Source organism: Spirillospora sp. NPDC048824, from assembly GCF_043198455.1.
In the GTDB taxonomy this organism is placed as follows: domain Bacteria; phylum Actinomycetota; class Actinomycetes; order Streptosporangiales; family Streptosporangiaceae; genus Spirillospora.
This window is the reverse complement of record NZ_JBICUS010000007.1, coordinates 374,802-397,261: the sequence shown is the minus strand read 5'-3', so window position 1 is coordinate 397,261 and position 22,460 is coordinate 374,802. Positions and strand designations below refer to the sequence as shown.

The 22,460-nt window shown below is 70.7% G+C and carries 22 protein-coding genes and 1 tRNA gene; 18 read left to right on the top strand and 5 right to left on the bottom strand.

All coding sequences use genetic code 11. The annotated features are described in order from the left end of the window. The first annotated feature begins 6 nt into the window (after nt 1-6). The 6 genes from ACGFIS_RS17210 to ACGFIS_RS17185 all read left to right on the top strand — a co-directional run bounded on the left by ACGFIS_RS17210 (nt 7) and on the right by ACGFIS_RS17185 (nt 6,496). Nucleotides 7-1,149 (top strand): DNA polymerase III subunit delta', encoded by a 1,143-nt coding sequence (locus ACGFIS_RS17210; protein WP_392905929.1) that lies wholly within the window; start codon nt 7-9, stop codon nt 1,147-1,149. 233 nt (nt 1,150-1,382) lie between these two features. Beyond that, the gene (locus ACGFIS_RS17205; protein WP_392905928.1) at nt 1,383-2,990 is read left to right on the top strand and encodes a S8 family serine peptidase; all 1,608 of its coding nucleotides are present in this window, start codon (nt 1,383-1,385) and stop codon (nt 2,988-2,990) included. Nucleotides 2,991-3,083: 93 nt separating this feature from the next. Then, nucleotides 3,084-3,563 carry a low molecular weight protein-tyrosine-phosphatase gene (locus ACGFIS_RS17200; RefSeq protein WP_392905926.1) on the top strand — a complete coding sequence of 160 codons (480 nt, stop codon included), beginning with the start codon at nt 3,084-3,086 and terminating at the stop codon, nt 3,561-3,563. Nucleotides 3,564-3,567: 4 nt separating this feature from the next. Beyond that, a complete protein-coding gene (locus ACGFIS_RS17195) occupies nt 3,568-4,455 on the top strand; it encodes a fructosamine kinase family protein (RefSeq protein ID WP_392905925.1) in 888 nt (295 codons plus the stop codon). Nucleotides 4,456-4,591: 136 nt separating this feature from the next. Then, nucleotides 4,592-5,596: a hypothetical protein gene (locus ACGFIS_RS17190; protein WP_392905924.1), complete on the top strand. Its 1,005-nt coding sequence runs from the start codon at nt 4,592-4,594 to the stop codon at nt 5,594-5,596. Between the two features lie 66 nt (nt 5,597-5,662). Then, on the top strand, nt 5,663-6,496 hold the full coding sequence (locus tag ACGFIS_RS17185) for a stage 0 sporulation family protein (protein ID WP_392905923.1): 834 nt from the start codon (nt 5,663-5,665) through the stop codon (nt 6,494-6,496). Nucleotides 6,497-6,575: 79 nt separating this feature from the next. Here the strand turns inward: ACGFIS_RS17185 and ACGFIS_RS17180 are convergent, their stop codons facing one another. After that, a complete protein-coding gene (locus ACGFIS_RS17180; protein ID WP_392905921.1) occupies nt 6,576-7,199 on the bottom strand; it encodes a TetR/AcrR family transcriptional regulator in 624 nt (207 codons plus the stop codon). A 112-nt stretch (nt 7,200-7,311) separates the two neighbouring features. Between ACGFIS_RS17180 and ACGFIS_RS17175 the strand changes: the two genes are divergently transcribed. The 10 genes from ACGFIS_RS17175 (at nt 7,312) to ACGFIS_RS17130 (ending at nt 16,832) form a co-directional block, all read left to right on the top strand. Beyond that, nucleotides 7,312-8,166 (top strand): enoyl-CoA hydratase/isomerase family protein, encoded by an 855-nt coding sequence (locus ACGFIS_RS17175; protein WP_392905920.1) that lies wholly within the window; start codon nt 7,312-7,314, stop codon nt 8,164-8,166. After that, nucleotides 8,163-9,980 (top strand): AMP-binding protein, encoded by a 1,818-nt coding sequence (locus ACGFIS_RS17170; RefSeq protein ID WP_392905918.1) that lies wholly within the window; start codon nt 8,163-8,165, stop codon nt 9,978-9,980. Before ACGFIS_RS17175 ends, ACGFIS_RS17170 begins: the two co-directional genes overlap by 4 nt. Then, nucleotides 9,977-10,354: a hypothetical protein gene (locus tag ACGFIS_RS17165; protein WP_392905917.1), complete on the top strand. Its 378-nt coding sequence runs from the start codon at nt 9,977-9,979 to the stop codon at nt 10,352-10,354. Before ACGFIS_RS17170 ends, ACGFIS_RS17165 begins: the two co-directional genes overlap by 4 nt. 26 nt (nt 10,355-10,380) lie before the next feature. Then, a complete protein-coding gene (locus tag ACGFIS_RS17160) occupies nt 10,381-11,553 on the top strand; it encodes a substrate-binding domain-containing protein (protein ID WP_392905916.1) in 1,173 nt (390 codons plus the stop codon). After that, nucleotides 11,550-12,299: an ABC transporter ATP-binding protein gene (locus ACGFIS_RS17155; RefSeq protein WP_358449407.1), complete on the top strand. Its 750-nt coding sequence runs from the start codon at nt 11,550-11,552 to the stop codon at nt 12,297-12,299. Before ACGFIS_RS17160 ends, ACGFIS_RS17155 begins: the two co-directional genes overlap by 4 nt. Beyond that, the gene (locus ACGFIS_RS17150) at nt 12,299-12,994 is read left to right on the top strand and encodes an ABC transporter ATP-binding protein (protein ID WP_392905915.1); all 696 of its coding nucleotides are present in this window, start codon (nt 12,299-12,301) and stop codon (nt 12,992-12,994) included. The genes ACGFIS_RS17155 and ACGFIS_RS17150 overlap by 1 nt, the downstream gene beginning before the upstream one ends. Continuing rightward, complete coding sequence (locus ACGFIS_RS17145) at nt 12,994-13,860, top strand: branched-chain amino acid ABC transporter permease (RefSeq protein WP_392905914.1); 867 nt, start codon at nt 12,994-12,996, stop codon at nt 13,858-13,860. The genes ACGFIS_RS17150 and ACGFIS_RS17145 overlap by 1 nt, the downstream gene beginning before the upstream one ends. Continuing rightward, complete coding sequence (locus ACGFIS_RS17140; RefSeq protein WP_392905913.1) at nt 13,857-14,933, top strand: branched-chain amino acid ABC transporter permease; 1,077 nt, start codon at nt 13,857-13,859, stop codon at nt 14,931-14,933. The genes ACGFIS_RS17145 and ACGFIS_RS17140 overlap by 4 nt, the downstream gene beginning before the upstream one ends. Continuing rightward, nucleotides 14,930-15,937, top strand: a complete 1,008-nt coding sequence (locus ACGFIS_RS17135) for a 3-oxoacyl-ACP synthase (RefSeq protein WP_392905911.1) — start codon at nt 14,930-14,932, stop codon at nt 15,935-15,937. The genes ACGFIS_RS17140 and ACGFIS_RS17135 overlap by 4 nt, the downstream gene beginning before the upstream one ends. A 73-nt stretch (nt 15,938-16,010) precedes the next feature. Further along, on the top strand, nt 16,011-16,832 hold the full coding sequence (locus ACGFIS_RS17130) for a GNAT family N-acetyltransferase (protein ID WP_392905910.1): 822 nt from the start codon (nt 16,011-16,013) through the stop codon (nt 16,830-16,832). 16 nt (nt 16,833-16,848) lie between these two features. On the opposite strand, the gene ACGFIS_RS17125 is transcribed toward ACGFIS_RS17130, so the two are convergent. The 3 genes from ACGFIS_RS17125 to ACGFIS_RS17115 all read right to left on the bottom strand — a co-directional run bounded on the left by ACGFIS_RS17125 (nt 16,849) and on the right by ACGFIS_RS17115 (nt 20,017). Next, nucleotides 16,849-17,937, bottom strand: coding sequence for a fatty acid desaturase family protein (locus ACGFIS_RS17125; RefSeq protein WP_392905909.1), 1,089 nt, complete (start codon nt 17,935-17,937; stop codon nt 16,849-16,851). Between the two features lie 13 nt (nt 17,938-17,950). Continuing rightward, complete coding sequence (locus tag ACGFIS_RS17120; RefSeq protein WP_392905908.1) at nt 17,951-19,060, bottom strand: ferredoxin reductase; 1,110 nt, start codon at nt 19,058-19,060, stop codon at nt 17,951-17,953. Nucleotides 19,061-19,267: 207 nt separating this feature from the next. Beyond that, nucleotides 19,268-20,017: a DUF427 domain-containing protein gene (locus ACGFIS_RS17115; RefSeq protein ID WP_392905907.1), complete on the bottom strand. Its 750-nt coding sequence runs from the start codon at nt 20,015-20,017 to the stop codon at nt 19,268-19,270. 222 nt (nt 20,018-20,239) lie between these two features. Between ACGFIS_RS17115 and ACGFIS_RS17110 the strand changes: the two genes are divergently transcribed. Then, nucleotides 20,240-21,724 carry an alpha/beta hydrolase gene (locus ACGFIS_RS17110; RefSeq protein ID WP_392905906.1) on the top strand — a complete coding sequence of 495 codons (1,485 nt, stop codon included), beginning with the start codon at nt 20,240-20,242 and terminating at the stop codon, nt 21,722-21,724. Nucleotides 21,725-21,788: 64 nt separating this feature from the next. Continuing rightward, nucleotides 21,789-21,861 (top strand) — tRNA-Thr (locus ACGFIS_RS17105). A 169-nt stretch (nt 21,862-22,030) separates the two neighbouring features. Here ACGFIS_RS17105 and ACGFIS_RS17100 read toward each other — a convergent pair. Further along, nucleotides 22,031-22,396: a cupin domain-containing protein gene (locus ACGFIS_RS17100; protein WP_392905905.1), complete on the bottom strand. Its 366-nt coding sequence runs from the start codon at nt 22,394-22,396 to the stop codon at nt 22,031-22,033. Nucleotides 22,397-22,460 lie beyond the last annotated feature (64 nt).

Below are 22,460 nucleotides of genomic sequence, written 5' to 3'. Positions count from 1 at the left end.
TTTCCCATGAGCGTGTGGGATGACCTGGTCGGGCAGGAACCCGTCGTGGCCGAGCTGTCGTCGGCCGCCGGCGGGACGGGCGGCGGCCTGGCGCACGCGTGGCTGTTCACGGGACCGCCCGGGGTGGGGCGGTCCGCGGCGGCGCGGGCGTTCGCGGCGGCGCTGCAGTGCGAGGAGACGCCGCGCGGCTGCGGGCACTGCGCGTCCTGCCACCAGGTTTTCCAGGGCACGCACGCCGACGTGGAGGTCGTCCGCCCGGCCGGCCTGTCGTACGGGGTGAAGGAGACCCGCGCGCTGGTGCTGCGCGCGGCGTCGTCGCCGAGCATGGGCCGCTGGCAGGTCGTGTTGTTCGAGGACGCCGACCGTGCCACGGAGCAGGCGGCGAACGCGCTGCTGAAGGCGATCGAGGAGCCCCCGGCGCGGACGGTGTGGCTGCTGTGCACGCCGTCGCCGGACGACCTGCTGGTGACGATCAGGTCGCGGTGCCGGCTGGTGACGCTGCGGACACCGCCGATCGCCGCGGTCTCGGACGTCCTCGTCCTGCGGGACGGCGTCGACCGGGAGACCGCGGACGTGGCGGCGCGGGCGGCGCAGGGGCACATCAGCCGGGCGCGGCGCCTCGCGACCGACCCGGAGGCGCGGCGGCGCCGCGCGGAGGTGCTGGCGGTCCCGCGCCGGCTGACGTCGGTGGGCCCGGCGGTCATGGCGGCGGAGGCGCTGGTCAAGGCGGCCGAGGCGGAGGCGAAGACGCAGGCGGAGGAGCTGAACGAGACGGAGACGTCCGCGCTGCGGCAGGCCCTCGGTGAGAGCGCCAAGGGACGGATGCCGCGGGGGACGGCGGGTGCGCTCAAGGAGCTGGAGGACCGGCAGAAGTCGCGCGCGACGCGCGTCAAACGCGATGCGCTCGACCGGACGCTCCTCGATCTGGCGTCCTACTACCGGGACGTGCTGACGCTTCAGCTGGGGGCGGGCAGCGACCTCGTGAACACCGAACTGGGCCCCGAGCTGCGGACGGCGGCGGGCGGCGGGCGTCCCGAGGACACCCTCAGGCGGCTGGACGCGATCATGGCGTGCCGGGAGCGGCTGGACGCGAACGTCAACCCCCTGCTGGCCGTGGAGGCGCTCACCCTCGCGTTGCGCACCGGGTGATAAGGGGCCTTACAGGAGCTCTGCTCATTCGTTACATTCTCGTACACGACTCTCAACAACAACGCGAGTAACGTCGCGTGGCTGATCAACAACCGACCCGGGCTATCCCCCCAACGGCCAGGAGGTCTGCTTTGCGGCGAGCCTTGATTTCCGCCGCGTGCGCCGTCACCACAGTGACGGCCCTCGCGTTCCCAGCGTCAGCGGCACCGAATCCCGAACAACCGAAGGGTGAGGTGTCGGAGTACGTCGTCCTTTACAAGGAGGGCGTCTCACCAGGCAGAGCTCACCACGCGGTGAGAGAGGCCGGAGGCAAGGTCGTCCACGAGAACCGTGACGTGGGCGTCGCGACCGTCCGTTCGGACAATCCGGAGTTCATCCGCGCCGCGATGCGCGAAAGGGCACTGGAGGGCGTCGCGCACAACCGGATCATCGGCAAGGCGCCGAAGAAGCCGAAGAAGAAGGCCGCGAAGGTCGAGGAGACCGTCGGGACCAAGGCGAAGGTGTCCCTCACCGGGAAGCCGTCCAAGGACACCGAGCCGCTCGCCGACCTGCAGTGGGACATGAAGCAGATCCACGCGACGGCGGACGGCTCGTACAAGAAGGAGCCCGGCGACAAGCGCGTGCTGGTCGGCATCCTCGACACGGGCGTGGACGGCGACCACCCCGACATCAAGGCGAACTTCAACCGACGCCTCAGCCGCAACTTCACCAAGGACATCCCGACCGACGCCAACGGCAACGAGGTCGACGGGCCCTGCGAGTTCACGTCGTGCGTCGACCCCAACGACTGGGACGACAACGACCACGGCACGCACGTCGCGTCCACGATCGCGTCGCCCCGCAACGGGATCGGCATGGCGGGCGTCGCCCCGAACGTGTCGCTCGTCAACCTGCGCGTCGGGCAGGACTCCGGCTACTTCTTCCTGCAGCCGACCGTCGACGGCCTCACGTACGCGGCCAAGCACGGCATCGACGTCGTCAACATGTCGTACTACGTGGACCCGTGGCTCTGGAACTGCGGCAACAACCCGGCCGACAGCCCCGAGGCCCAGCTGGAGCAGCGCACCATCATCAAGGCCACGCAGCGCGCGCTGGACTTCGCGCACGAGCGGGGCGTCACGCTGATCTCCGCCGCGGGCAACGACTTCGTCGACTACACGAAGACGAACACCGACTCCGGCAGCCCCGACTTCCCGTCCACGCCGGGTGAGGAGCCGTACGAGCGGACGATCCCGGCGAGCTGCGTGTCGATGCCGTCCGAGGGCGACCACGTCATCCCGGTGTCGTCGACGGGCCCGAGCGGCCGCAAGTCGTACTACAGCAGCTTCGGCGACGGTTACGTCGCGGTGGCCGCGCCCGGCGGCGACAAGGTCGACACGCCGGACCAGCGTCCGGACGACCGCGCCGGCATCTGGGCCGCCTACCCCGAGCGTCTCGCGAAGGCCCGCGGCGAGCTGAACGCCGATGGGACGCCGAAGGTGCCGTACCTCATCCGCAGCTGCGAGGGCGACGACTGCGCCTACTACCAGTCGATCCAGGGCACCTCGATGGCGTCGCCGCACGCCGTCGGCGTCGCCGCGCTCATCGTCAGCAAGTATGGGCACCGGGACCGGCGGCACGGCGGCCTCACCATGAGCCCGCGCCACGTGGAGGGCGTCCTGCGCGGCACCGCGACCGCCAAGGAATGCCCGAGCCCCCGGACCGTCGAGTACGTCTGGTACCGCAATGTGGACGGCGAGTGGGTGAAGCAGACCTCGACGCAGACCTGTGAAGGGTCGAAGGGGCAGAACGGCTTCTTCGGCAACGGCATCGTGGACGCGTTGAACGCCGTCCAGCGCTGACCCACCCCAGGCGCGGCTCCCGACCGGCGACGGTCGGGGGCCGCGTTCTTTCCATCAAGGCCGTGCCGTCGCGGGGTCGGCCATCATGGAGGCATGTCGTACCGAGTCACGTTCGTCTGCACCGGCAACATCTGCCGCTCACCGATGGCCGAATGGGTTCTGCGCCACCACGTCGAGGAAGAGGGCCTGGACGTCGAGGTGGACAGTTCGGGTACCGGAGGCTGGCATGTGGGCGGTGACGCCGACTCCCGGACCGTCGAGACGCTGCGGCGGGCCGGCTACCGGTCCGCGCACATCGCGCGGCAGTTCGAGGAGGGCTGGTTCGGCCGCTACGACCTGATCCTGGCGCTGGACGGGGGGCACCTGCGGGCGCTGCGGTCGATGGCGCCGGACGAGGAGGCCCACGCCAAGATCAGGCTGCTGCGCGAGTTCGACCCGGACGCGGGCCCCGACCTGGACGTCCCCGACCCCTACTACGGCGGCCTCGACGGCTTCGACTTCGTCCTGGAGCAGGTGGAGGCGGCCATGCCGGGCCTCCTGGAGGAGATCCGCACCGCGCTCAAGGGCGGCTGAGCGCGTGCGGGGCAGGCTTGAGCGGCTGCTCGGAACGCGGGTCGACGGCGTGAGCGACCTCGGTTCCAGCCATGCGTGGACGCTGCACCGGGCGTCTCTGGCCGACGGCCGCGAGGTGTTCGTGAAGGCGGCGGCCGGATCGTCCCAGGGAGACGGCGCCCCGGATCCCCGGGTGAGCGCCGCCGAGGCGGGCGTGTTCGCGGCGGAGGCGGCGGGGCTGCGGTGGCTGGCCGAGGCGGGTCCCGGAACGCCCGTCCCCGAGGTGGTGGCGGCCGGCGACGACATGCTCGTCCTGCCGTGGCTGCCGTCCGCGTCGCCGACCCCGTCCGCCGCCGAACGTCTCGGACGCGAGCTGGCCGCCCTGCACACCGGCGGCCGCCCGCCGTCCTACGGGGCGTCCTGGGACGGCTTCATCGCCGACCTCCCGCTCGACAACACGCCGGACGAGCGGGACTGGCCCCGCTGGTACGCCGAGCGCCGCCTCGAACCGTTCCTGCGCCTCGGCGCCCGCCACCTGTCGTCCGGCGACGTCCGGCTGATCGAGCGGGTGATGGCGGACGCCGAGGCGCTCGCCGGCCCGCCGGAGCCGCCGAGCCGCATCCACGGCGACCTGTGGTCGGGCAACGTCCTGTGGACCGGCGGCCGGGCGATGCTCATCGACCCGGCGGCGCACGGCGGCCACCGCGAGACCGACCTGGCGATGATGGCGCTGTTCGGGACGCCGCTTCTGGAACGTGTCCTCGCCGCGTACGACGAGGCCGCGCCGCTGGCGGACGGGTGGCGCACGCGGGTCGCCCTGCACCAGTTGCATCCGCTTCTCGTCCATGTGGCACTCTTCGGTGGGTCGTATCGTGCTTCCCTGGTGGAGGCCGCTCGGACGGCGCTCGGCTGACGCGGACCCGGCTCGCCGCGTGCGGCTCCGCCGGATGCCGGAAACTTCGCATTCAGGGATGTCTGTGCGGTGTGGATGAGGTAGAAACGACTGGTCACGGGTCATGGACAACAGAAGGCAGGTGTAGGGCGACCCCATGGACGACAGGCGCGATGACCCACCCCGCGGGACACGTCTCGGCTCCTGGAGGGGCCTCGTCCCCATCGGCGTCGCCGCGGCCGCCGCGCTGTTCATCGGCGGGGGCGTGGACGTCGTGCACCGCCAGCAGCGCGCCGACGAGAAGCCGCACGAGGCCCAGGCCGCCGCGGAGGCGAAGAAGACCGAGCCCCGGTTCGTCGTGGGCGTCACCACGTCCGGCAGCGCGCTCATCGTCCGCGACATCGAGACCGGCGCCGACGTCGGCCTTCCCGTCGCCGCGCCGCAGGGCGGCCGCTTCCACCGCGTCGCGGCGGTCAAGGACGGCTCGTACATCGCCGCGTCGTACGCCGACCGCAAGGTGACGTTCCAGCGTCTCCTCCTGGAGGACGACGGACGTCCCAAGGACCTTCAAGACCTGCCGAAGGCCACCGTCCCGGGCGTGTCCACCACGTGGTCGGAGCTCGCCGTGAGCCCGGACGGCGACCAGATCGCCTACGTCACCTACAAGGGCGACCGCGGCCGCGTGGACGTCGTCTCCGCCGCCTCCGGGGCCCACAAGGTGTGGACGACGAAGTCGCCGGGCCGTGTCGGCAGCCTCTCGTGGTCCGGCGCCACGCTCGGGTTCGTGTGGAGCCCCGTCCGCTCGGGGGGCGGCGACGTCAGGGAGACCGGTCACCAGGTCCGGACGCTCGACACCGGCGGCGCCGCAGGCGACCTGAAGCTGAGCAAGGCCGTCCTGGCCCTTCCCAAGGGCAGTACCACCGCGATCCTCACCGGCAGGACGATCGTCGCCGGAGTCGTGAAGGACTCCCAGCTGTCCCTCCAGGCGTACACCCTGGCGGGCAAGCCCACCAAGGTCCTGTGGCGGCAGAAGGTGAAGGGCGAACTGACCGGCCTCGACGCCGCCCACACGGGCAAGGGACTCCTGGCGACCGCCGGCGACCTCTACGCGAAGGACGGTCCCACCGTCCCCGGAGAGGATCTCGCCGACGCCGCCTGGTGAGCCACCCCACCCGGACGGCCTAGAGTGGACCGTACAAAACCGGGCGAACGGAGCGAAACCGTGGGCATGGTGATGGCAGTCAGCTTCACCCGGTACGGCCGCCTCTACTATCTCGACCCAGGTCCGCACACGCCGCAGGTCGGCGACAAGGTCCTCGTCCCCACCGACACCGAGCCCGAAGTCGCCGAGTGCGTGTGGGCGCCCCAGTGGGTGTCCGACGACATCGGCGGACTTCCCGAATGCGCCGGCCCCGCCACCGACGAGCACCTCGCCCGCGACGAGGCCAACCGCCGCCGCCGCGCCGAGGGCCGCTCGATCGCCAAGCGCCTCATCCGCAAGCACGAACTCCCGATGAAGGTCATCGGCGTCGACTACCTCGACACCGACAACGTCTTCAAGATCTACTTCACGGCTCCGCACCGGGTCGACTTCCGTGCCCTCGTCCGCGACCTCGCCCGCGGCATCAAGGCGCGCGTCGAACTGCGCCAGGTCGGGCCCCGCGACGAGGCCCGCCTCCAGGGCGGCATCGGCCCGTGCGGCCGCGACCTGTGCTGCGCCACGTTCCTCAAGGACTTCGAGCCCGTCTCCGTCCGCATGGCGAAGGACCAGGACCTCCCCGTCAACCCGCTCCGCATCGCCGGCGCCTGCGGCCGCCTGATGTGCTGCCTCAAGTACGAGCACCCGCTCTACGTCAAGGCGCACGAGAGGATGCCGGCCCTGGGCTCCCGCGTGGACACCCCGAACGGCCCCGGCCAGGTCGTGGGACGCAACGTCCCCTCGGACAAGGTCACCGTCCGCCTCAACGGCGGCGGCCGGTGCTCCTGCCCGTCCGCATCGGTCTGCTCTCCCCGCCGCCAGCACGACGCCCTGTACAACGACGGCCCGGACGACGACGGCTGAACCGCCGCGGCCGCCGCACGCGGCGAACGCCGCACGCGGCGGCGATGCCCCGCCGAGAAGGAGCGGGGAATGAGCGGAGCTAGCGAGGCAGCAGACCCCGGGTGATGAACCCGTACATCTGCTCGAACACCTCGGGCGGGACCTCGCGCGGTTCCGGCCCGTTCCACAGGATCCAGCGCATCCCGATCAGCTCGCCGACCCCCATCAGCGCCCAGGCGAGCACCTCCGGATCGGCCTCGACCACGTCGCCTGCGTCCATGGCCTCGCGCAGCCCCGCGATGTAGCCCTCGGCGATCTTGGCGTAGTGGTCGTGCAGCGCGGCGGGGGAGACGAACTCGGCCTGCCTGATGATCCGGTACAGGGCCGGATGTTCGGCGGTGAACCGGAAGAACGCCGCGAAGCCGAGCCGTTCGCTCTCAGCCCGGGTGGTGCCCTGCGCGGACGCCTCGTGCATCGCGTGCCGGACCCGGCGGTTCAGGTCGCCGACCAGCTCGTCGAAGATCTCCTGCTTGCTCTCGAAGTAGATGTAGAAGGTGCCCTGCGAGACCTGGGCGGCCTCGGTGAGCTTGACGATCGAGGCGTCGTAGTAGCCCAGCTCGGCGAAGACCCGCTCGGCGGCGTCGAGCAACTTGCGGCGGGTGCGCTCGCCCCGGCTGGACAGCGGCGTGCCCCGGGCGCTGGTGGGTGTCTCGACGGCGCTCATGACGTCAAGATAACAGGTGAATCACCTCTCATTCCACCCTTGACGGGCTGACCCGGGGCTGCGTACCTTCCAGGTGACTCAGGTCTCATGTTCGCCACGGAAAGGCAGGTCGATGCTGGTCAGAACGGAGTCGGCCGCCGGCGTGGCGACCCTCACCCTGGACCGCCCGCGGCGCCACAACAGCCTCGTCCCGCGGCTGCTGACCGATCTCCTCACGGCGGTCGAGGGCCTCCCGGACGAGACGCGCGCGGTGGTGCTGGCGGCCGAGGGCCGCTCATTCTCCACCGGCGGCGACGTCCGCGCCTTCGCCGAACGCGCCGGGCTGCCCGTGGAGGGGCGTCCCCGCGCACCCCTCGGAACGCCTCGCTCCGACGAGGCGGGCGACAACGCGGGCGATGAGGCGGGCGACAAGGCCCTCGCCGAGTACGCCGACGAGATCGTCGGCCTCCTCAACCGGGCCGTCCTCGCGCTCCTGCGCCTGGAGGTCCCCACGGTCGCGGCCGTGCACGGCCCCGTGACCGGCGGCTCCCTCGGCCTGGTCCTGGCCGCCGACATCGTGCTGGCCGGCCCTGAGGCGTCCTTCGCACCCTGGTACACGGTGGTCGGCTTCGGCCCGGACGGCGGCTGGACCGCCCTGCTTCCCGAACGCATCGGACGCGCCCGCGCCACCGCCGTCCAGCTCCTCAACGAGACGATCGACGCCCCCACCGCCGTCGCCTGGGGCCTGGCCCACGGCCTCCACGACGACGTCCGCCGGGCCGCCCGCGACACCGCCGCCGAACTGACCGGGCGCCGCGCCGTCGCCGTTGCCAAGCGCCTCCTCACCCCCGACCTGGACACGGTGGCGGCCCGCCTGGAAGCCGAACGCCGCGCCTTCGTCCGCCAGGTCACCACACCCGAAGCCCGCGAAGGCATGATCGCCTTCCTCAGCGGAGGCGACTCCAGTGAGGACCGGAAACGACCATGAGAGTGCCCGACCTGATCGCGGCCCGCGCCGGTCTCGACCCCGACGCGATCGCCCTCGTCGACACGTTGAGCGCCCGCGAGTTCTCCTACGGCGAGGCGGCCGGCAGGGTGTCCCGGACGGCCTGGCGGTTGCGCGACGACCTCGGTGTGCGCGCCGGGGACCGGGTCGCGGTGCTGTCGGGCAACCGGGTCGAGATCATCGAGCTGCTGCTGGCGTGCGGCCGGATCGGTGCGCTGCTCGTCCCGCTGAACTGGCGGCTCCCGGTTCCCGAACTGGCCCGGATCGCCGCCGACTGCTCGCCGTCCCTCGTCGTCGGCGACGATGTGCACGCGCCCGCCGCGCGGGAGCTCGACCCCAGGGCGGTCGCGATCGACACCTTCGCCGACGCGCCCGGCGAGGTAGGGCCCGAGGGCTTCCGCGACGAGACCGACCCCTGGTACCTGCTCTACACGTCCGGGACCACCGGACGGCCCAAGGGCGTGATCCAGACCTTCGGGATGGCGGTCGTCAACCACCTCAACATCGGCACCGCGATCGGCCTCACCGGCGCCGACACGACGCTCAACGCGCTGCCGTTCTTCCACACCGGCGGCATCAACCTCCACACCCTGCCCACCCTGCTGGCCGGCGGTACCGCGATGATCCAGCACGAGTTCGACCCCGGGCAGGTGCTGCGGACCCTCTCCACACGGGTGACGGCGTTCTTCGGCGTCCCCACCATGTACCAGCTCCTTCATCAGCACGAGGACTTCGGACGCACCGACCTGTCCGGGGTCCGCTCGTGGGCCTGCGGCGGCGCCGCGATGCCGGTGCCGCTGCTCACCGCCCTCGCCGAACGCGGCATCACGGTCCGGCAGGGCATGGGCATGACGGAGACGGGCCCGACCGTGTTCCTGGTCGACGAACGCAACGCGCTCAGCAAGGCGGGGACGGTCGGCCGCCCGCAGGCGTTCGTCGAGGTCGCTCTCGACGGCGGGGACCGCGGAGCCGGCGCGGACGAGGGGGAGCTGCTGATCCGCGGTCCGGGCGTCACCCCCGGCTACTGGAACCAGCCGGAGCTGACCCGCCGGTCCTTCACCGAGGACGGCTGGCTGCGGTCGGGCGACGTCGCCCGCCGCGACGCCGACGGCGACTACACGATCGTCGACCGGGTCAAGGACATGTACATCTCCGGCGGCGAGAACGTCTACCCGGCCGAGGTCGAGGCGGTCCTGTACGGGCACCCGGCCGTCTCCGAGGCAGCCGTCGTGGGCGTCCCCGACGAACGCTGGGGCGAGGTGGGCAAGGCCGTCATCGTCGTCCCGGGCGGTGACGTGGCCGCGGCCGGAGCAACGGCCCCGGACGCCGACGAGATCCGCGCGTACTGCCGTGAGCGCCTCGCCGGATACAAGGTCCCCAAGCACGTCGAGTTCGTGGCCGCACTCCCGCGCAACGCCACCGGGAAGATCGTCAAGAGCCGCCTGCGCCCGGTGGCGTGGCGCGAGGAGTTCACCGTCACCCAGGACGACTTCACCCGCTTCGCCGAGCTGAGCGGCGACGACAACCCGATCCACGTGGACCCGGTCTACGCCGCGACGACCGCGTTCGGCGGCACGGTCGCGCACGGCATGTACCTGTACTCCCTGATCCGCACGGCGATCCGGCGCCACCACCCGGAGGCCGCGTTCGCCACCACCTCACTCGTCTTCCCCGCACCCACCCGGGCCGGTGAGCGCGTCACCGTCTCCGCCACCGCGCTGGACGGGGCGATCACCCTCGGCGTGACCAGGACCGACGGCACCACCGTCTGCAAGTTCCAGGGAGAGCTGACGTGACGACCTGGTGGGACACCGCCATCGGCCGCCGGGCCGAGATCAGCCGCGTCTTCACCGAGGCCGACCTGGCCGGATACACCGAGCTGACCGGCGGGACGCCCGAGACCGGCACCGTCCCCGAACCGCTGATCGCGGGCCTGTTCTCCACGCTGCTCGGCACCGACCTGCCGGGCAACGGAACCATGTACCTCAAGCAGGATCTGCGTTTCGCGTCCCCGGCGAGGCCCGGCGAGCGGATCCGCGCCACCGTGACGATCAGCGCCGTCCGCCCTGAGAAGGCGCTGGTCGACCTCCGCACCGTCGCCACCGCCGGCGGCCGTGTCCTGTGCGAAGGCGAGGCGCTCGTGATGGCCCGCCAATTCCCCCCGAAATGAATCCCGGCACGAAGGAGCCCACCCCCATGAGAAGGCGTGGAACAGCGCTTGCCGCCGTGGCGGCGATGATGTTGACCGGAACCCTGGCCGGCTGCGCGAGCGGCACCTCCGGTACGTCCGCCGAGTCCGGCGGCGCGGTCAAGGTCGGGGTGGTGACCTCCACCAGCGGGCTGGTCGCCGCCTACGGCAAGCAGTTCACCGAGGGCTTCAAGGCCGGGCTGAGCTACGCGACGAAGGGCACCGGCGAGGCCGGCGGCACCAAGATCGAGGTCACCTACCATGACGACGCGAGCGACCCGGCGAAGGCGACCGCCACCGCCACCGACCTGATCGGCAAGGGATACAAGATCCTCACCGGGTCGGTGTCGTCCGGTGTCGCGACCCAGCTCGCCCCGCTCGCCGACCAGAACAAGGTCCTGTTCATCAGCGGCGCGGCCGCCGCCGACACCATCACCGGCGCCAACGACCACACCTTCCGGTCCGGCCGGCAGACCTGGCAGGACGTGAAGGCCGCCGAGTCCTTCCTCGGCACGGTCAAGGGCAAGACGGTCATGGTCTTCGCCCAGGACTACGCGTTCGGCAAGGCCAACGTCGCCGCCGTCGAGGCCGTGCTCGGCAAGGCCGGCGGCGCGACCGTCAAGCCGGTCCTGGTGCCGCTGAAGACCACCGACTTCACCCCGTTCGCCCGGCAGGTCATCGACGCCGAGCCGGACCTGCTGTTCGTCGCCTGGGCCGGTGACACCGCCGCCAACATGTGGCGCACCCTCGCGCAGCAGAAGGTCTTCGACTCCACCAAGGTCGTCACCGGGCTGGCCGACCGCGCCACGTTCGACACCTTCGGCCCCGCCGCCGGAAAGATCAACTTCCTGGCGCACTACTTCGCCGAGGCCTCCGGCAACGAGCCCGCCAAGGCGATGGCGAAGGAACTCGGCACCACGCCCGACATCTTCCACACCGACGGCTTCACCGCCGCGCAGATGGTCGTCCGCGCGGTCGAGCAGGGCGGCGACACGGCGAAGATGATCAAGGGTCTGGAGGGCTGGTCGTTCACCGGGCCCAAGGGCGAGATGACCGTCCGTCCCGAAGACCACGCACTGCTCCAGCCGATGTTCCTCGCGGGGCTGGAGGGCACCACGCCCAAGCTGAACGGCGTCCTGCCGCAGGAGAAGGTGGCCCCGCCCGTCTCGGAGGGCAAGTGAGCGTCCTGCGGACTCATGGGCTGGGCGTCGCGATCGGCGGCGTCCAGATCCTGCGGGACGTCTCGCTGGAGGTCAGGCCAAAGGAGATCATGGCCGTCCTGGGGCCCAACGGCGCCGGCAAGACGACCCTGTTCAACCTCCTCACCGGCCTGCGCAAACCCACCGCGGGACGGGTCGAGCTGGACGGCCGGGACGTCACGGGCGTCCCGGTCTTCCGGCGGGCCCGGCTCGGCCTGGCCCGCAGCTTCCAGATCACCAGCCTGTTCCCCACCCTGACCGTGCTGGAGAACGTGCGGCTCGCCGCCCAGGCGCACCGCGGCGGCAGCCTCGCCCTGTGGCGCCGCGTCACCGCCGCCGACGCCGCGGTGGACGAGGCGCGCGAGGCGCTGGAGCTGGTCGGCATCGCCGACCGGGCCGGTGACCTCGCCGCGTCCCTGTCCCACGGCGGCAAGCGCAAGCTGGAGGTCGCGCTGGCCATCGTCGGCAAGCCGCTGGTGCTGCTGCTGGACGAGCCGACCGCCGGGATGAGCGCCGAGGACGTCCCCGAGCTGACCGCCGTCATCGGCTCGGTCCGCGACACCCTCGGCACCACGATCGTGCTGGTCGAGCACCGGATGGACGTCGTCGTCGGGCTCGCCGACCGGATGGCCGTGATGCACCACGGCACCCTGCTGGCCTGCGACGAGCCGGGCGCCGTGATGGCCGACCCCCTCGTCCAGTCCGCCTACCTGGGGGAGGAGCTGTGATGCTGCAGGTGAAGGACCTCGATGTGCACCTGGGCGAGTCGCATGTCCTGCAGGGCGTCTCGTTCGGCGTCCGCGAAGGCGGCGTCACCGCGCTGCTGGGCCGCAACGGCGTCGGCAAGACCACCACGATGCGCGGGCTCCTCGGCCTCGTCCCGCGCCGGGGCTCGGTGTCGCTGGAAGGCGTGGAGACGGTCGCGCTGCCGACCCACGAGGTCGTCCAGCGCGGCGTCGGCTACGTCCCCGAGGACCGCGAGGTGTTCGCCGGCCTCACCGTCGCCGAGAACCTCCGCCTCGCCGCACGATCCGGCTCCGCGCACCACTACGACCTGGTGTACGAGCTCTTCCCGCGGCTGCGCGAACGCCTCGCCCAGCGCGCCGGGACGATGTCGGGCGGCGAGCAGCAGATGCTCGCGCTGGCCCGCGCGCTGCTCAACGACAACCGGCTGCTGCTGGTCGACGAGCCCAGCCAGGGGCTGGCCCCGCACCTGGTCACCGAACTGGCCGAGGCCCTCACCAAGGCCGCCGAGCTGGTCACGATCCTGCTCGTCGAGCAGAACCTCACGCTGGTGCGGCGGCTCGCCCGCGACGCCGTCGTCCTCGACCAGGGCCGGGTCGTGTGGTCCGGGGAAGCGGCCGAACTGCTGGGCGATCCCGACCGTACGCGCGCCTACCTGGGTGTGGGGGTGGCCCACTGATGTCCACGTTCGTGCTCCTGACCATCACCGGCCTCGGCCTGGCCGCGCTGTACTTCCTGGTCGCCTCCGGGCTGTCGCTGATCTTCGGCCTGATGGACGTGCTGAACTTCGCGCACGGCGCGTTCCTCACCCTCGGCGGCTACGCGGCCTGGGTCGTCGTGGACGCCACCGGAAGCTTCACCCTCGGTGTGCTGGTGTCGATGGTGTTCTGCGCGCTGCTCGCCGCCGTCATGGAGATCACCCTGCTTCGCAGGCTGTACGGCTCGCACGTCCCGCAGGTCCTGCTCACCGTCGGCATCCTGCTGGCCGTCACCGCACTGGTCCGCTCCGCCTTCGGCTCCGACGCCCGCAAGCTGACGACGCCGCACTGGATGAACCAGGTCACCGAGGTGTTCGGCGCGCCCGTCCCCAACAACCGGTTCCTCATCATCGCCGTCGCGGTCGGCGTCTACGCCGGCATGTCGGCGTTCCTCGCCCGCACCCGCTACGGCCTGGTGATCCGGGCCGGGGTGGAGAACCGCGCGATGGTGACCGCGCTCGGCATCGACGTCCGCCGCTCGTTCACCCTCGTGTTCGCGTTCGGCGGCGCGCTCGCCGCGCTCGCGGGCGCGTTCACCGGCGCGATCAACAACGTGGTGTCGCCGGGCCAGGGCACCGAGCTGCTGATCTTCGCGTTCATCGTCGTGATCATCGGCGGGCTCGGCTCGTTCCGCGGCTGCGCGCTGGCCGCCGTGCTGGTGGGCCTGCTCCAGCAGTACGCCAACTTCTACGGCCTCGTCGGCGCCGGCGACCTGATCGTGGTGCTGCTGCTGGCCGGCGTGCTCCTCATCCGCCCGCAGGGCCTGCTCGGGAGGGCCGCCGCATGAACGACACAGGTATGAAGGAACTCATGACCAGGGTCCGCCCGCAGGCGACGGCCGGTCCCGGGCCCGTCCGCGGCAGGCGGCCCCTGGTCATCGTCGCCGTGCTCGTGCTGGCGGCCTCCCTGCCGAGGCTCAGGATCGAGATCCCCTTCCTGTTCGACGGCGGCTTCAACTCGCCCGGCGTGCTGCACCTGCTCTCGCTGATGTTCGTGATGGCCACCGTCGCGATCACCTACGACCTGCTGTTCGGCTACACCGGGCTGCTGTCCTTCGGGCACGGCCTGTACGTCGCGCTCGGCATGTACACCACCGCGATCGTGCTGGCCGAGACCGAACTGGGCCTCGCCGGCGTCCTCGCCTGGACGGTCGTCGCGGGCCTGGTCCTGCCGCTCGTCCTGTCGGCGATCTGCCTGCGCGTCGGCGGAATCGCGTTCGCGATGGCCACACTCGCGTTCGCGCAGGCGGGCGCCATCTTCGTCGTACGCGACCCGCTGGACGTCACCGGCGGCGAACTGGGTCTCGCCCTCGCCTACGACCCACTCCCCGACTCGCTCGTCGGCGTCGTCAACGCCCCCAACCGGTACTGGATGGCCCTCGGCCTGCTCGTCGTGACCGCCGCCGCCCTCCGCTGGGCGCTCGCGTCCCGTCCGGGGAAGGTCTGGCAGGCGATCCGCGACAACGAGAACCGGGTGGCGGTCCTGGGCCTGCGCCCCTACACCTACAAGCTGATGGCGTGCGTGCTGGCCTCGTTCTTCGCCACCCTCGCCGGGATGGCCTACGCGCTGATCTCCGGTGGCGCCCACGCCGAGGTCACCGACGCCACCTTCACCCTCGGCCTGCTGGTGATGGTGGTGCTGGGCGGCACGGGACGGCCGCACGGCGCGCTCATCGGCGGCCTCGCCTACACCTACCTCGACCACCGGCTCGGCGAACTGTCCACGGGCCTCGGCGGGCCGCTGAGCGAACCGATGTTCGTCCTCGGCACCATCTTCGTGGTGCTGGTCCTGTTCCTCCCCGGCGGCCTGGCGTCCCTCACCGTCCCGGCCCGCCTGACCCGTAAGAAGGGCGCAGCGTGACGATCGGCATCGCGGGCACCGCGAGCTACCTGCCCGAACGCTGGATGTCCGCGGCCGAGATCGCCGCCGCGAGCGCCATCCCGGAAGAGGTGATCACCGGACGGTTCGGGCTGCGCGGCAAGCACATCGCGGCGCCCGGCGAGCATGTCAGCGACATGGCCGCCACGGTGGGCGCCCGCGTCCTGGAGGAGACCGGCACCGACCCCGCCGACGTCGACGCGGTCGTCTACTTCGGCTCCACCTGGAAGGACCATCCCGTCTGGCACGCCGCACCCCGCATCGCCCACCTCCTCGGGACGAACCGCGCGTTCGCCCTGGAACTGGACTACGTCTCCTGCGGTACCCCGGTCGCGCTGCGCGTCTGCCGCGCCCTCATGCTCGCCGAGCCGCGCCTCGCGAAGGTGCTGGCGGTCGCCGCGTCCCGCGAGTCGTCCCTGCTCGACTACGCCAACGAACGCTCCCGCTTCGCGTTCGGCTTCGGCGACGGCGCCGCCGCCGTGCTGCTCACCCGGGACGGCGGCGTCGCCGACATCCTGGAGACCGAGATGATCACCGACGGCTCGTTCGCCGGGCAGGTCCGCGTCCCCGCCGGCGGCAGCGCCGAACCCGCCAGCCACGCGACGGTCCGCGCCGGCCGCCACATGCTCGACGTCGCCGACCCCGCGGCGATGAAGGAGGGCCTGGACAGGGTCTCCCTTCCCAACTTCCTCCAGGTCGCCGAGGGTGCCCTCAAACGCTCCGGGTATGCGCTGCACGACATCGCCCAGCTCTGCGTCCTGCACATGAAGCGCTCCATGCACGAGGGCCTGCTCTCGGTTCTGGGCGTCCCTCTGGACCACGCCCCCTACCTGGACGACACCGGCCACATGAGCGGCGTCGACTCGCTCCTGTCCCTGGACCGGGCATCCCGCGCGGGCCGCCTCAAGCCCGGCGACATCGCCCTCCTCCTGGCCGCCGGCACCGGCTACACCTGGGCCGCCACCACCGTCCGCTGGACGGGCTGACCCCGAGGGCGTCCGCTTGCGCCGCGCGAAATCCGCTTGTGGGGCGGCAGGGGGCGATCTAGCGTCGCGTCCCATGGACGGGGACGTGCGGTTGCTCGGCATCAACGACCTCGGCGCCTGCCAGCGGCTCGCCGAGGACCGCGAGTGGGGCCGGGAGGATCACAAGTGGCGGTTCCTGTTCTCGGTCGGCGACGTCTACGGCGTCGAGGACGGGGACGGTGAACTCGCCGGGACGGTCGTGTGCACGTCCTACGGGAAGGACGTCGCGGCCATCAGCATGGTGCTGGTCGCCAAGCGTTTCGAACGGCGTGGCCTGGGTGCGCGGCTGATGCGGCACGCTATGGACAACTGCCGGACGGCAAGCATCTGCCTCACCGCCACGGAGTACGGACGTCCCTTGTATGAGCGCCTGGGTTTCCGTTCTGTGGGCCTGTGCACCACGTACACGGGCGTGTCGGATGGCCCGTCCGGGCGTGGAGTGACCGTGCCGGTAGAGGCAGCCGACATGGCCGCCGTTCACGCACTCGATACCGAGGTGTTCGGTGCCGACCGCTCGCAGTTGGTCGACGGCCTGCCTTCGTTCTGCGAGACGCTACGGGTCGTCCGAGGCGAGACCGGCATCCTGGGTTACGGCGGTGCATGGAGGAACGACGCCAGGGTCATCGTCGGCCCCGTCATGGCGCAGGACGCGGAGACCGCGCTCACGCTCGTGGAGGAGGTCGTCCCAGAAGGACCGGTACGGCTCGACGTCGACCACCGGCATCCCGAGCTGATCGCCTGGGCGGAGGAGCACGGCCTCCGGCCCGCGTTCACCACGACGATCATGGAATACGGCGACCCCGTCGCGAACGACCCGTCGCGCCTCTTCCTCCCCGTGGCCCAGGCCCTCGGCTGACCGGTGTCCGGGCCGCTCAGGCGGTCTTCGAACCGGGCGTCCCGCCGGGCAGCGCGTACCGGAAGATCTTCTTCCAGGTGCCGGTGACCTGCCTGGACAGTGAACCAGTGTGGTACGGCAGGTCGTACTTCTCGCACAGCGCCCGGATGCGCGGGGCGATCTCGGCGTAGCGGTTGCTCGGCAGGTCCGGGAAGAGATGGTGTTCGATCTGGTGGCTGAGGTTGCCGGTCATCAGGTGGAACAGGCCCCCGCCGGAGATGTTGGCCGAACCGCGGAGCTGCCGGACGTACCACTCGCCCCTCGTCTCACCGTCCAGGAGCTCCTCCTCGAACACCTCGACGTCCCCGGGGAAGTGCCCGCAGAAGATGATCATGTGGGCCCAGATGTTGCGGACGACGTTCGCGGTGAAGTTCGCGGTCAGCGTGGAGAAGAACTGCGGGCCGGTGAGCAGCGGGAACGCCAGGTAGTCCTTGCCCCACTGGCGGCGGATCTTGCGTCCGATCGCGCGCAGCTTCTCCTTGGTCACCTCCTCGTCGTGCTCGCCCGCCCGGATCTTGTCGATCTCAAGGTCGTGCACCGCGACGCCGTACTCGAAGAACATCGCGAGCAGCAGGTTGTAGAGCGGCTGCCCGATCTGGGCGGGGCTCCAAGGCTGCTCGGGCGCGACGCGCAGGATGCCGTACCCGACGTCGTTGTCCTTGCCGATCACGTTGGTGAACGTGTGGTGGATGAAGTTGTGCGAGTGTTTCCACTGCTCGGCCGGGGACACGTTGTCCCACTCCCACGTCGTCGAGTGGATCTTCGGGTCGCGCATCCAGTCCCACTGGCCGTGCATGACGTTGTGCCCGATCTCCATGTTCTCCAGGATCTTCGCGACGGCGAGCGTCGCTGTCCCGGCGACCCAGGCGGGCGGCAGCGACGACGCCATCAGCAGTGCCCGGCCACCGATCTCCAGGCCGCGCTGCCAGCGGATCACCCGGTGGATGTAGGACGCGTCGTGTTCGCCGAGCCCGGCGGTGATCTCGTCGCGGAGCGCATCCAGCTCGCGGGCGATGGCCTCGTGGTCGTCGGCCGTCAGGCCCTCGGTCGTCATCGTGATCGTCATCGTCGTGCTCCCCTCAGAGTTCGATTTCCACGGGGCCGGCGGCGGCCGAGACACAGGTCTGGACGATCTCGCCCTCCTCGCCGTGCACCTCGCCGGTGCGCAGGTCACGGACCTTGCCGGAGCACAGGCGGCCGACGCAGCTGTAGCAGATGCCCATCCGGCAGCCGCTCGGCAGCAGCGCCCCCGCGTCCTCCCCGGCCACCAGAAGCGGCGTGGCCCCGTCCGCGTCGGCCTCGACACCGCTTCTGGTGAACGTCACGTGCCCGCCTTCGCCCGCGGGCCCCTGCAGCACGGTCCGGAAACGCTCGACGCGCAGCCGCTCCCCGGCCCCGGAGGCGCGCCAGTGCTCCCCGAGATCGTCCAGCATCGCTCCGGGACCGCACGCCCACGCCTCGCGCTCCGCCCAGTCGGGACAGACCTCGGACAGCTCCGACGGCCCGAACCTGCCGTCCGACGCCGTGTGGCGTTCATGCAGGCGCAGACCCGACATCGCGCGGAGTTCGGCGCCGAAGATGACGTCCCCCGCCGTCCGGTCCGAATGGACGAGCACGACGTCGGACACGCCGCCCAGGTGCCGCAGCATGGCCATGACCGGCGTGATCCCGCTGCCCGCCGTCACGAACAGCAGCTTGCCGGGAACGGGCGACGGCAGCACGAAGTCACCCTCCGCCTGCGCCAGCCGCACGATCGCGCCGGGCCGGATCTCGTTGACGAGATGCGCGGACACGAACCCGTCCGGTGCGGCCTTGACGGTCACGGTGATGCGCCCGTCCGGTCGCGGCGGGGACGACAGGGAGAACGTCCGCCAGTGCCGGACACCGCCGATGTCCACGCCGACCTTGACCCACTGGCCCGGCCGATGCCCCTGCCACGCCCGCCCCGGCTTGATCACCAGGGTCGCCGCGGCCGGAGCCTCATGCCGGACGGCCTCGACCCGGCCCCGGAGCTCGGCCGTGGACCACAGCGGGTTCAGCAGACCGAGGTAGTCCTCCGGCAGCAGCGGTGTGGTGAGGTACCGGACACCCCCGGCGATCCGTGCCGCTTTGCGTGCCCGGCCCGGTGCGGGGCGGGCCTGCGGCGCGGTGGTCCGCGTCGTCTCCCCGGCGCGCGGTGCGGTGGTCATGTTGCCTCCCTGAAGACGCGCTAACTTACGGTTCCGTAAGCTACGGATGCGTAGGGAGCTGTTTCAAGACTTCGGGTGGCAAAGCGACAGGCATCACACCATCGAGTGATGTTCCATTCGATGATGTGATGCCTGGCTGACAAGAACGCGAACGAGGATTGTCGGATACGGCTAGTTCTTCCACGCCCGGGTGATGAACGCCCGTCCTTAGAAGTGGGTCTTCGGCCGCTCCTGCCGGACGCCATCGACGTAGATGTCGACCTTCTCGCTGTAGAAGCAGACCAGCCCCGCGACCTTGCGGCTCTCATCCAGCGGAACCGGATACGACCAGGCGAGATCCCGGTGAACGTCGCCCCCCGCACGCACCGACCAGTACTCCGCGGTGCCCTTGTACGGGCAGTGCGTCGCCGTGTCGGTGTGTTCGAGCAGGTCCATCCGGACATGCGTCTTCGGCAGGTAGTACCGCACCGGCAGGCCCGTCTCGAACAGCAGCCGCGGGCTGGACGACTCCGCGACCGTCACCCCGTCCACCTCCACCCGCACATGCCGCGACGACGCCAGGACGTCGACGCGCGTGTACGGGCTGCGCGGATGGACGAAGACCTCCTCGTCCTCCTCGAACCAGCCGTCCATCGCGTCCCACTCCAGACGCACCAGGCCGCGCAACTCCTCGATGGGCGACTCGACGTACCGGAGCGCGGCGCCCTCGGCCTGGGCGCCGTCCACCTTCACCGTGTACGCGGTCGCGTCGCCCCGGCTCGGCGAACGCTTGCCCGGCCCGTCCTCGACGAGTTCGGCCCGCACGTCCGCGGCGGGGAAGTAATAGGTCGGGTAGTAGGGGATCTCCCAGACGAGGGACGCCCCCGTCGTATCGGCCACCAGATGGCCGCCGAGATAGGCCCTGACGCGCTTGCCGCTCTCCTCGATCCTGACGCCGGTCTTCCGCGATGTGCTCATGCCTGGGCAACCACCCGGCCACCACCCCTATTTCGATGCACACGCCCAGATCCGGCCACGCCGACCGAACTTCGAGCAGGGCCTCGACTGGCTGCTCGACGGCATCGAACACGAATACGGAGGGAAGTAGCCCCGGGCCACCGCACCGACGTAGCGTAGGCGGCGGCGTACGTGCCGCTACGACGAGACGGGGTCCAGGTGCGGGCAGCAAGGTTCATCAGCGTGGCCACCGTGCTGGCGTTCGCGACGGCCACCGGATGCAGCGACAGCCCAGAGAAAGAGGAGACGGCCCCGCCCGCCGCCCCCGCAGGGCTCGAACCGTTCTACAGCCAGAAACCGTCCTGGAAGGGCTGCGAGGACGGTTTCGAATGCACGACCGTCCAGGTGCCTCTGGACTACGCCAAGCCGTCCGGTGACAAGGTCGGCATCGCCGTCATCAGGCTCCCGGCCGAGGACGGATCGAACCGGATCGGCTCACTGTTCACCAATCCCGGTGGCCCCGGCGGTTCCGGGGTCGACTTCGTCCGCCAGGCGGCCCGCGCCTTCGGCGACGACCTGCGCGGCCGCTTCGACATCGTCGGCTTCGACCCCCGCGGCGTGGCCGACAGCGCCCCCGTCCGCTGCAACACAGGCCCCCAGTTGGACGACTTCTTCGCCACCGACGCCTCCCCGGACAGCGAGAGCGAGACCAGCGCTCTAGGCGCCGAAGGCAAGGAGTTCGCCCAGAACTGCGAGACCAAGGCCGCGGCCGAACTCCCCCACGTGGGCACCGTCAACGCCGCCCGCGACATGGACGTCCTCCGTGCCGCCCTGGGAGACCGGAAGCTCACCTACTACGGCGCCTCCTACGGCACCTACCTGGGCGCCTTCTACGCCGAACAGTTCCCCAAGAACGTCCGGGCCCTCGCTCTGGACGGCGCCGTCGACCCCAAGCTGTCCTCAACCGAACTACTGACCGAGCAGGCCAAGGGCTTCGAGACGGCCCTGCGCGCGTTCGCCGACGACTGCGTCAAGACAGGCGGCTGCCCCTTCGGCGATTCCGCCGACGCGGTCATAGCCAAAATCGCCTCCTTCCTTGCGGCGACGGACAAGAAGCCGCTCAGCAGCACCCGGGACTCCCGCAAGGTCACCGAGTCCCTGGCCGTGATGGGCATAGCCAGATCCCTCTACGTCAAGGAGTACTGGCCCGTCCTCCGCCAAGCCCTCACCCAGGCCATCCAGGACGCCGACGGCACGACCCTCCTCACCCTCGCGGACGAGATGGTCGAGCGCGAACCCAACGGCACCTACAGCAACCAGACCGACGCCAACATGGCCGTCAACTGCGTTGACAAACCCAACCCCCCGGACCTCGCCACCTACGGCAAGGCCGCCGCCGAAGCCGAGAAGGCCGCCCCCCTCTTCGGCCCCTTCGTCGTCTGGGGCGGCCTCCCATGCGTCTACTGGCCCGTCCAGACCAAGGAGGAGCCGAAACCCATCGCCGCCAAGGGCGCCGCCCCCATCGTCGTCATCGGAACCACCCGCGACCCGGCCACGCCCTACAAGTGGGCCGAAAGCCTCGCAGACCAGCTCTCCAGCGGCGTCCTCCTCACCTACGACGGCGACGGCCACACCGCCTACTTGCAAGGCAACCCCTGCATCACCAAGGCCACCGACAACTACCTGATCACCACCGACCCACCCAAGGACGGCACCACCTGCCCCTGAATAACCGGTGCGCACCCACTCCCGCGGACCCGGTAGACTGCTTCCCGCCGTGCCCGCACGGCACGCCGCCTTAGCTCAGTCGGCAGAGCGATTCACTCGTAATGAATAGGTCAACGGTTCGATTCCGTTAGGCGGCTCCCACGTCAGAAGCCCCTTCCGATCTTGGAAGGGGCTTCTTTGCTGCCAGGCTTGCTAACAGCAGGGTCTGGGCGACCTCGTCCATGACGCGTGCGAACACGTCCGCAGCAGCCACCGGTTTCTCGGTGTCAGCAGCGGCCTCCGCCCCATCTCAGGACCGGGTTCGTGTCACGGTGCGCTGCGGGCCTGCCATGACTGCGCCGCCGGGCCCTTGACCATGTCGGTGAAGTAGCTGTCGTGGTGGACGAAGAAGGCGATCCGTTCCTCGTCGCTCATGCCGGCGAGGTGGCCGACCCCTTCGAAGTAGCCTTCCCGGGCCGCACCGGGGGCGAACAGCCTCAGGAAGTCGACCGGCTTGCCGGACTGGTTCCCAAAGGAGGGCAGGCCGCCCGGCGGCACGTGGAAGAAGTCTCCCGCCGATGCGTCGACCCATCGTCGGCCGTCGTAGACCCGCAGGGTGCCGGCTATGACGTAGAACGATTCGGTCATCGTTTTGTGGAAGTGGGTGCTCGTGTCGGCGGCTTCGGGGCTCATGCGGACCCGGTAGAGGCCGAACTCGCCGCTGGTCGATGCCTTGGTGGCGAGATAGTCGGTCCGT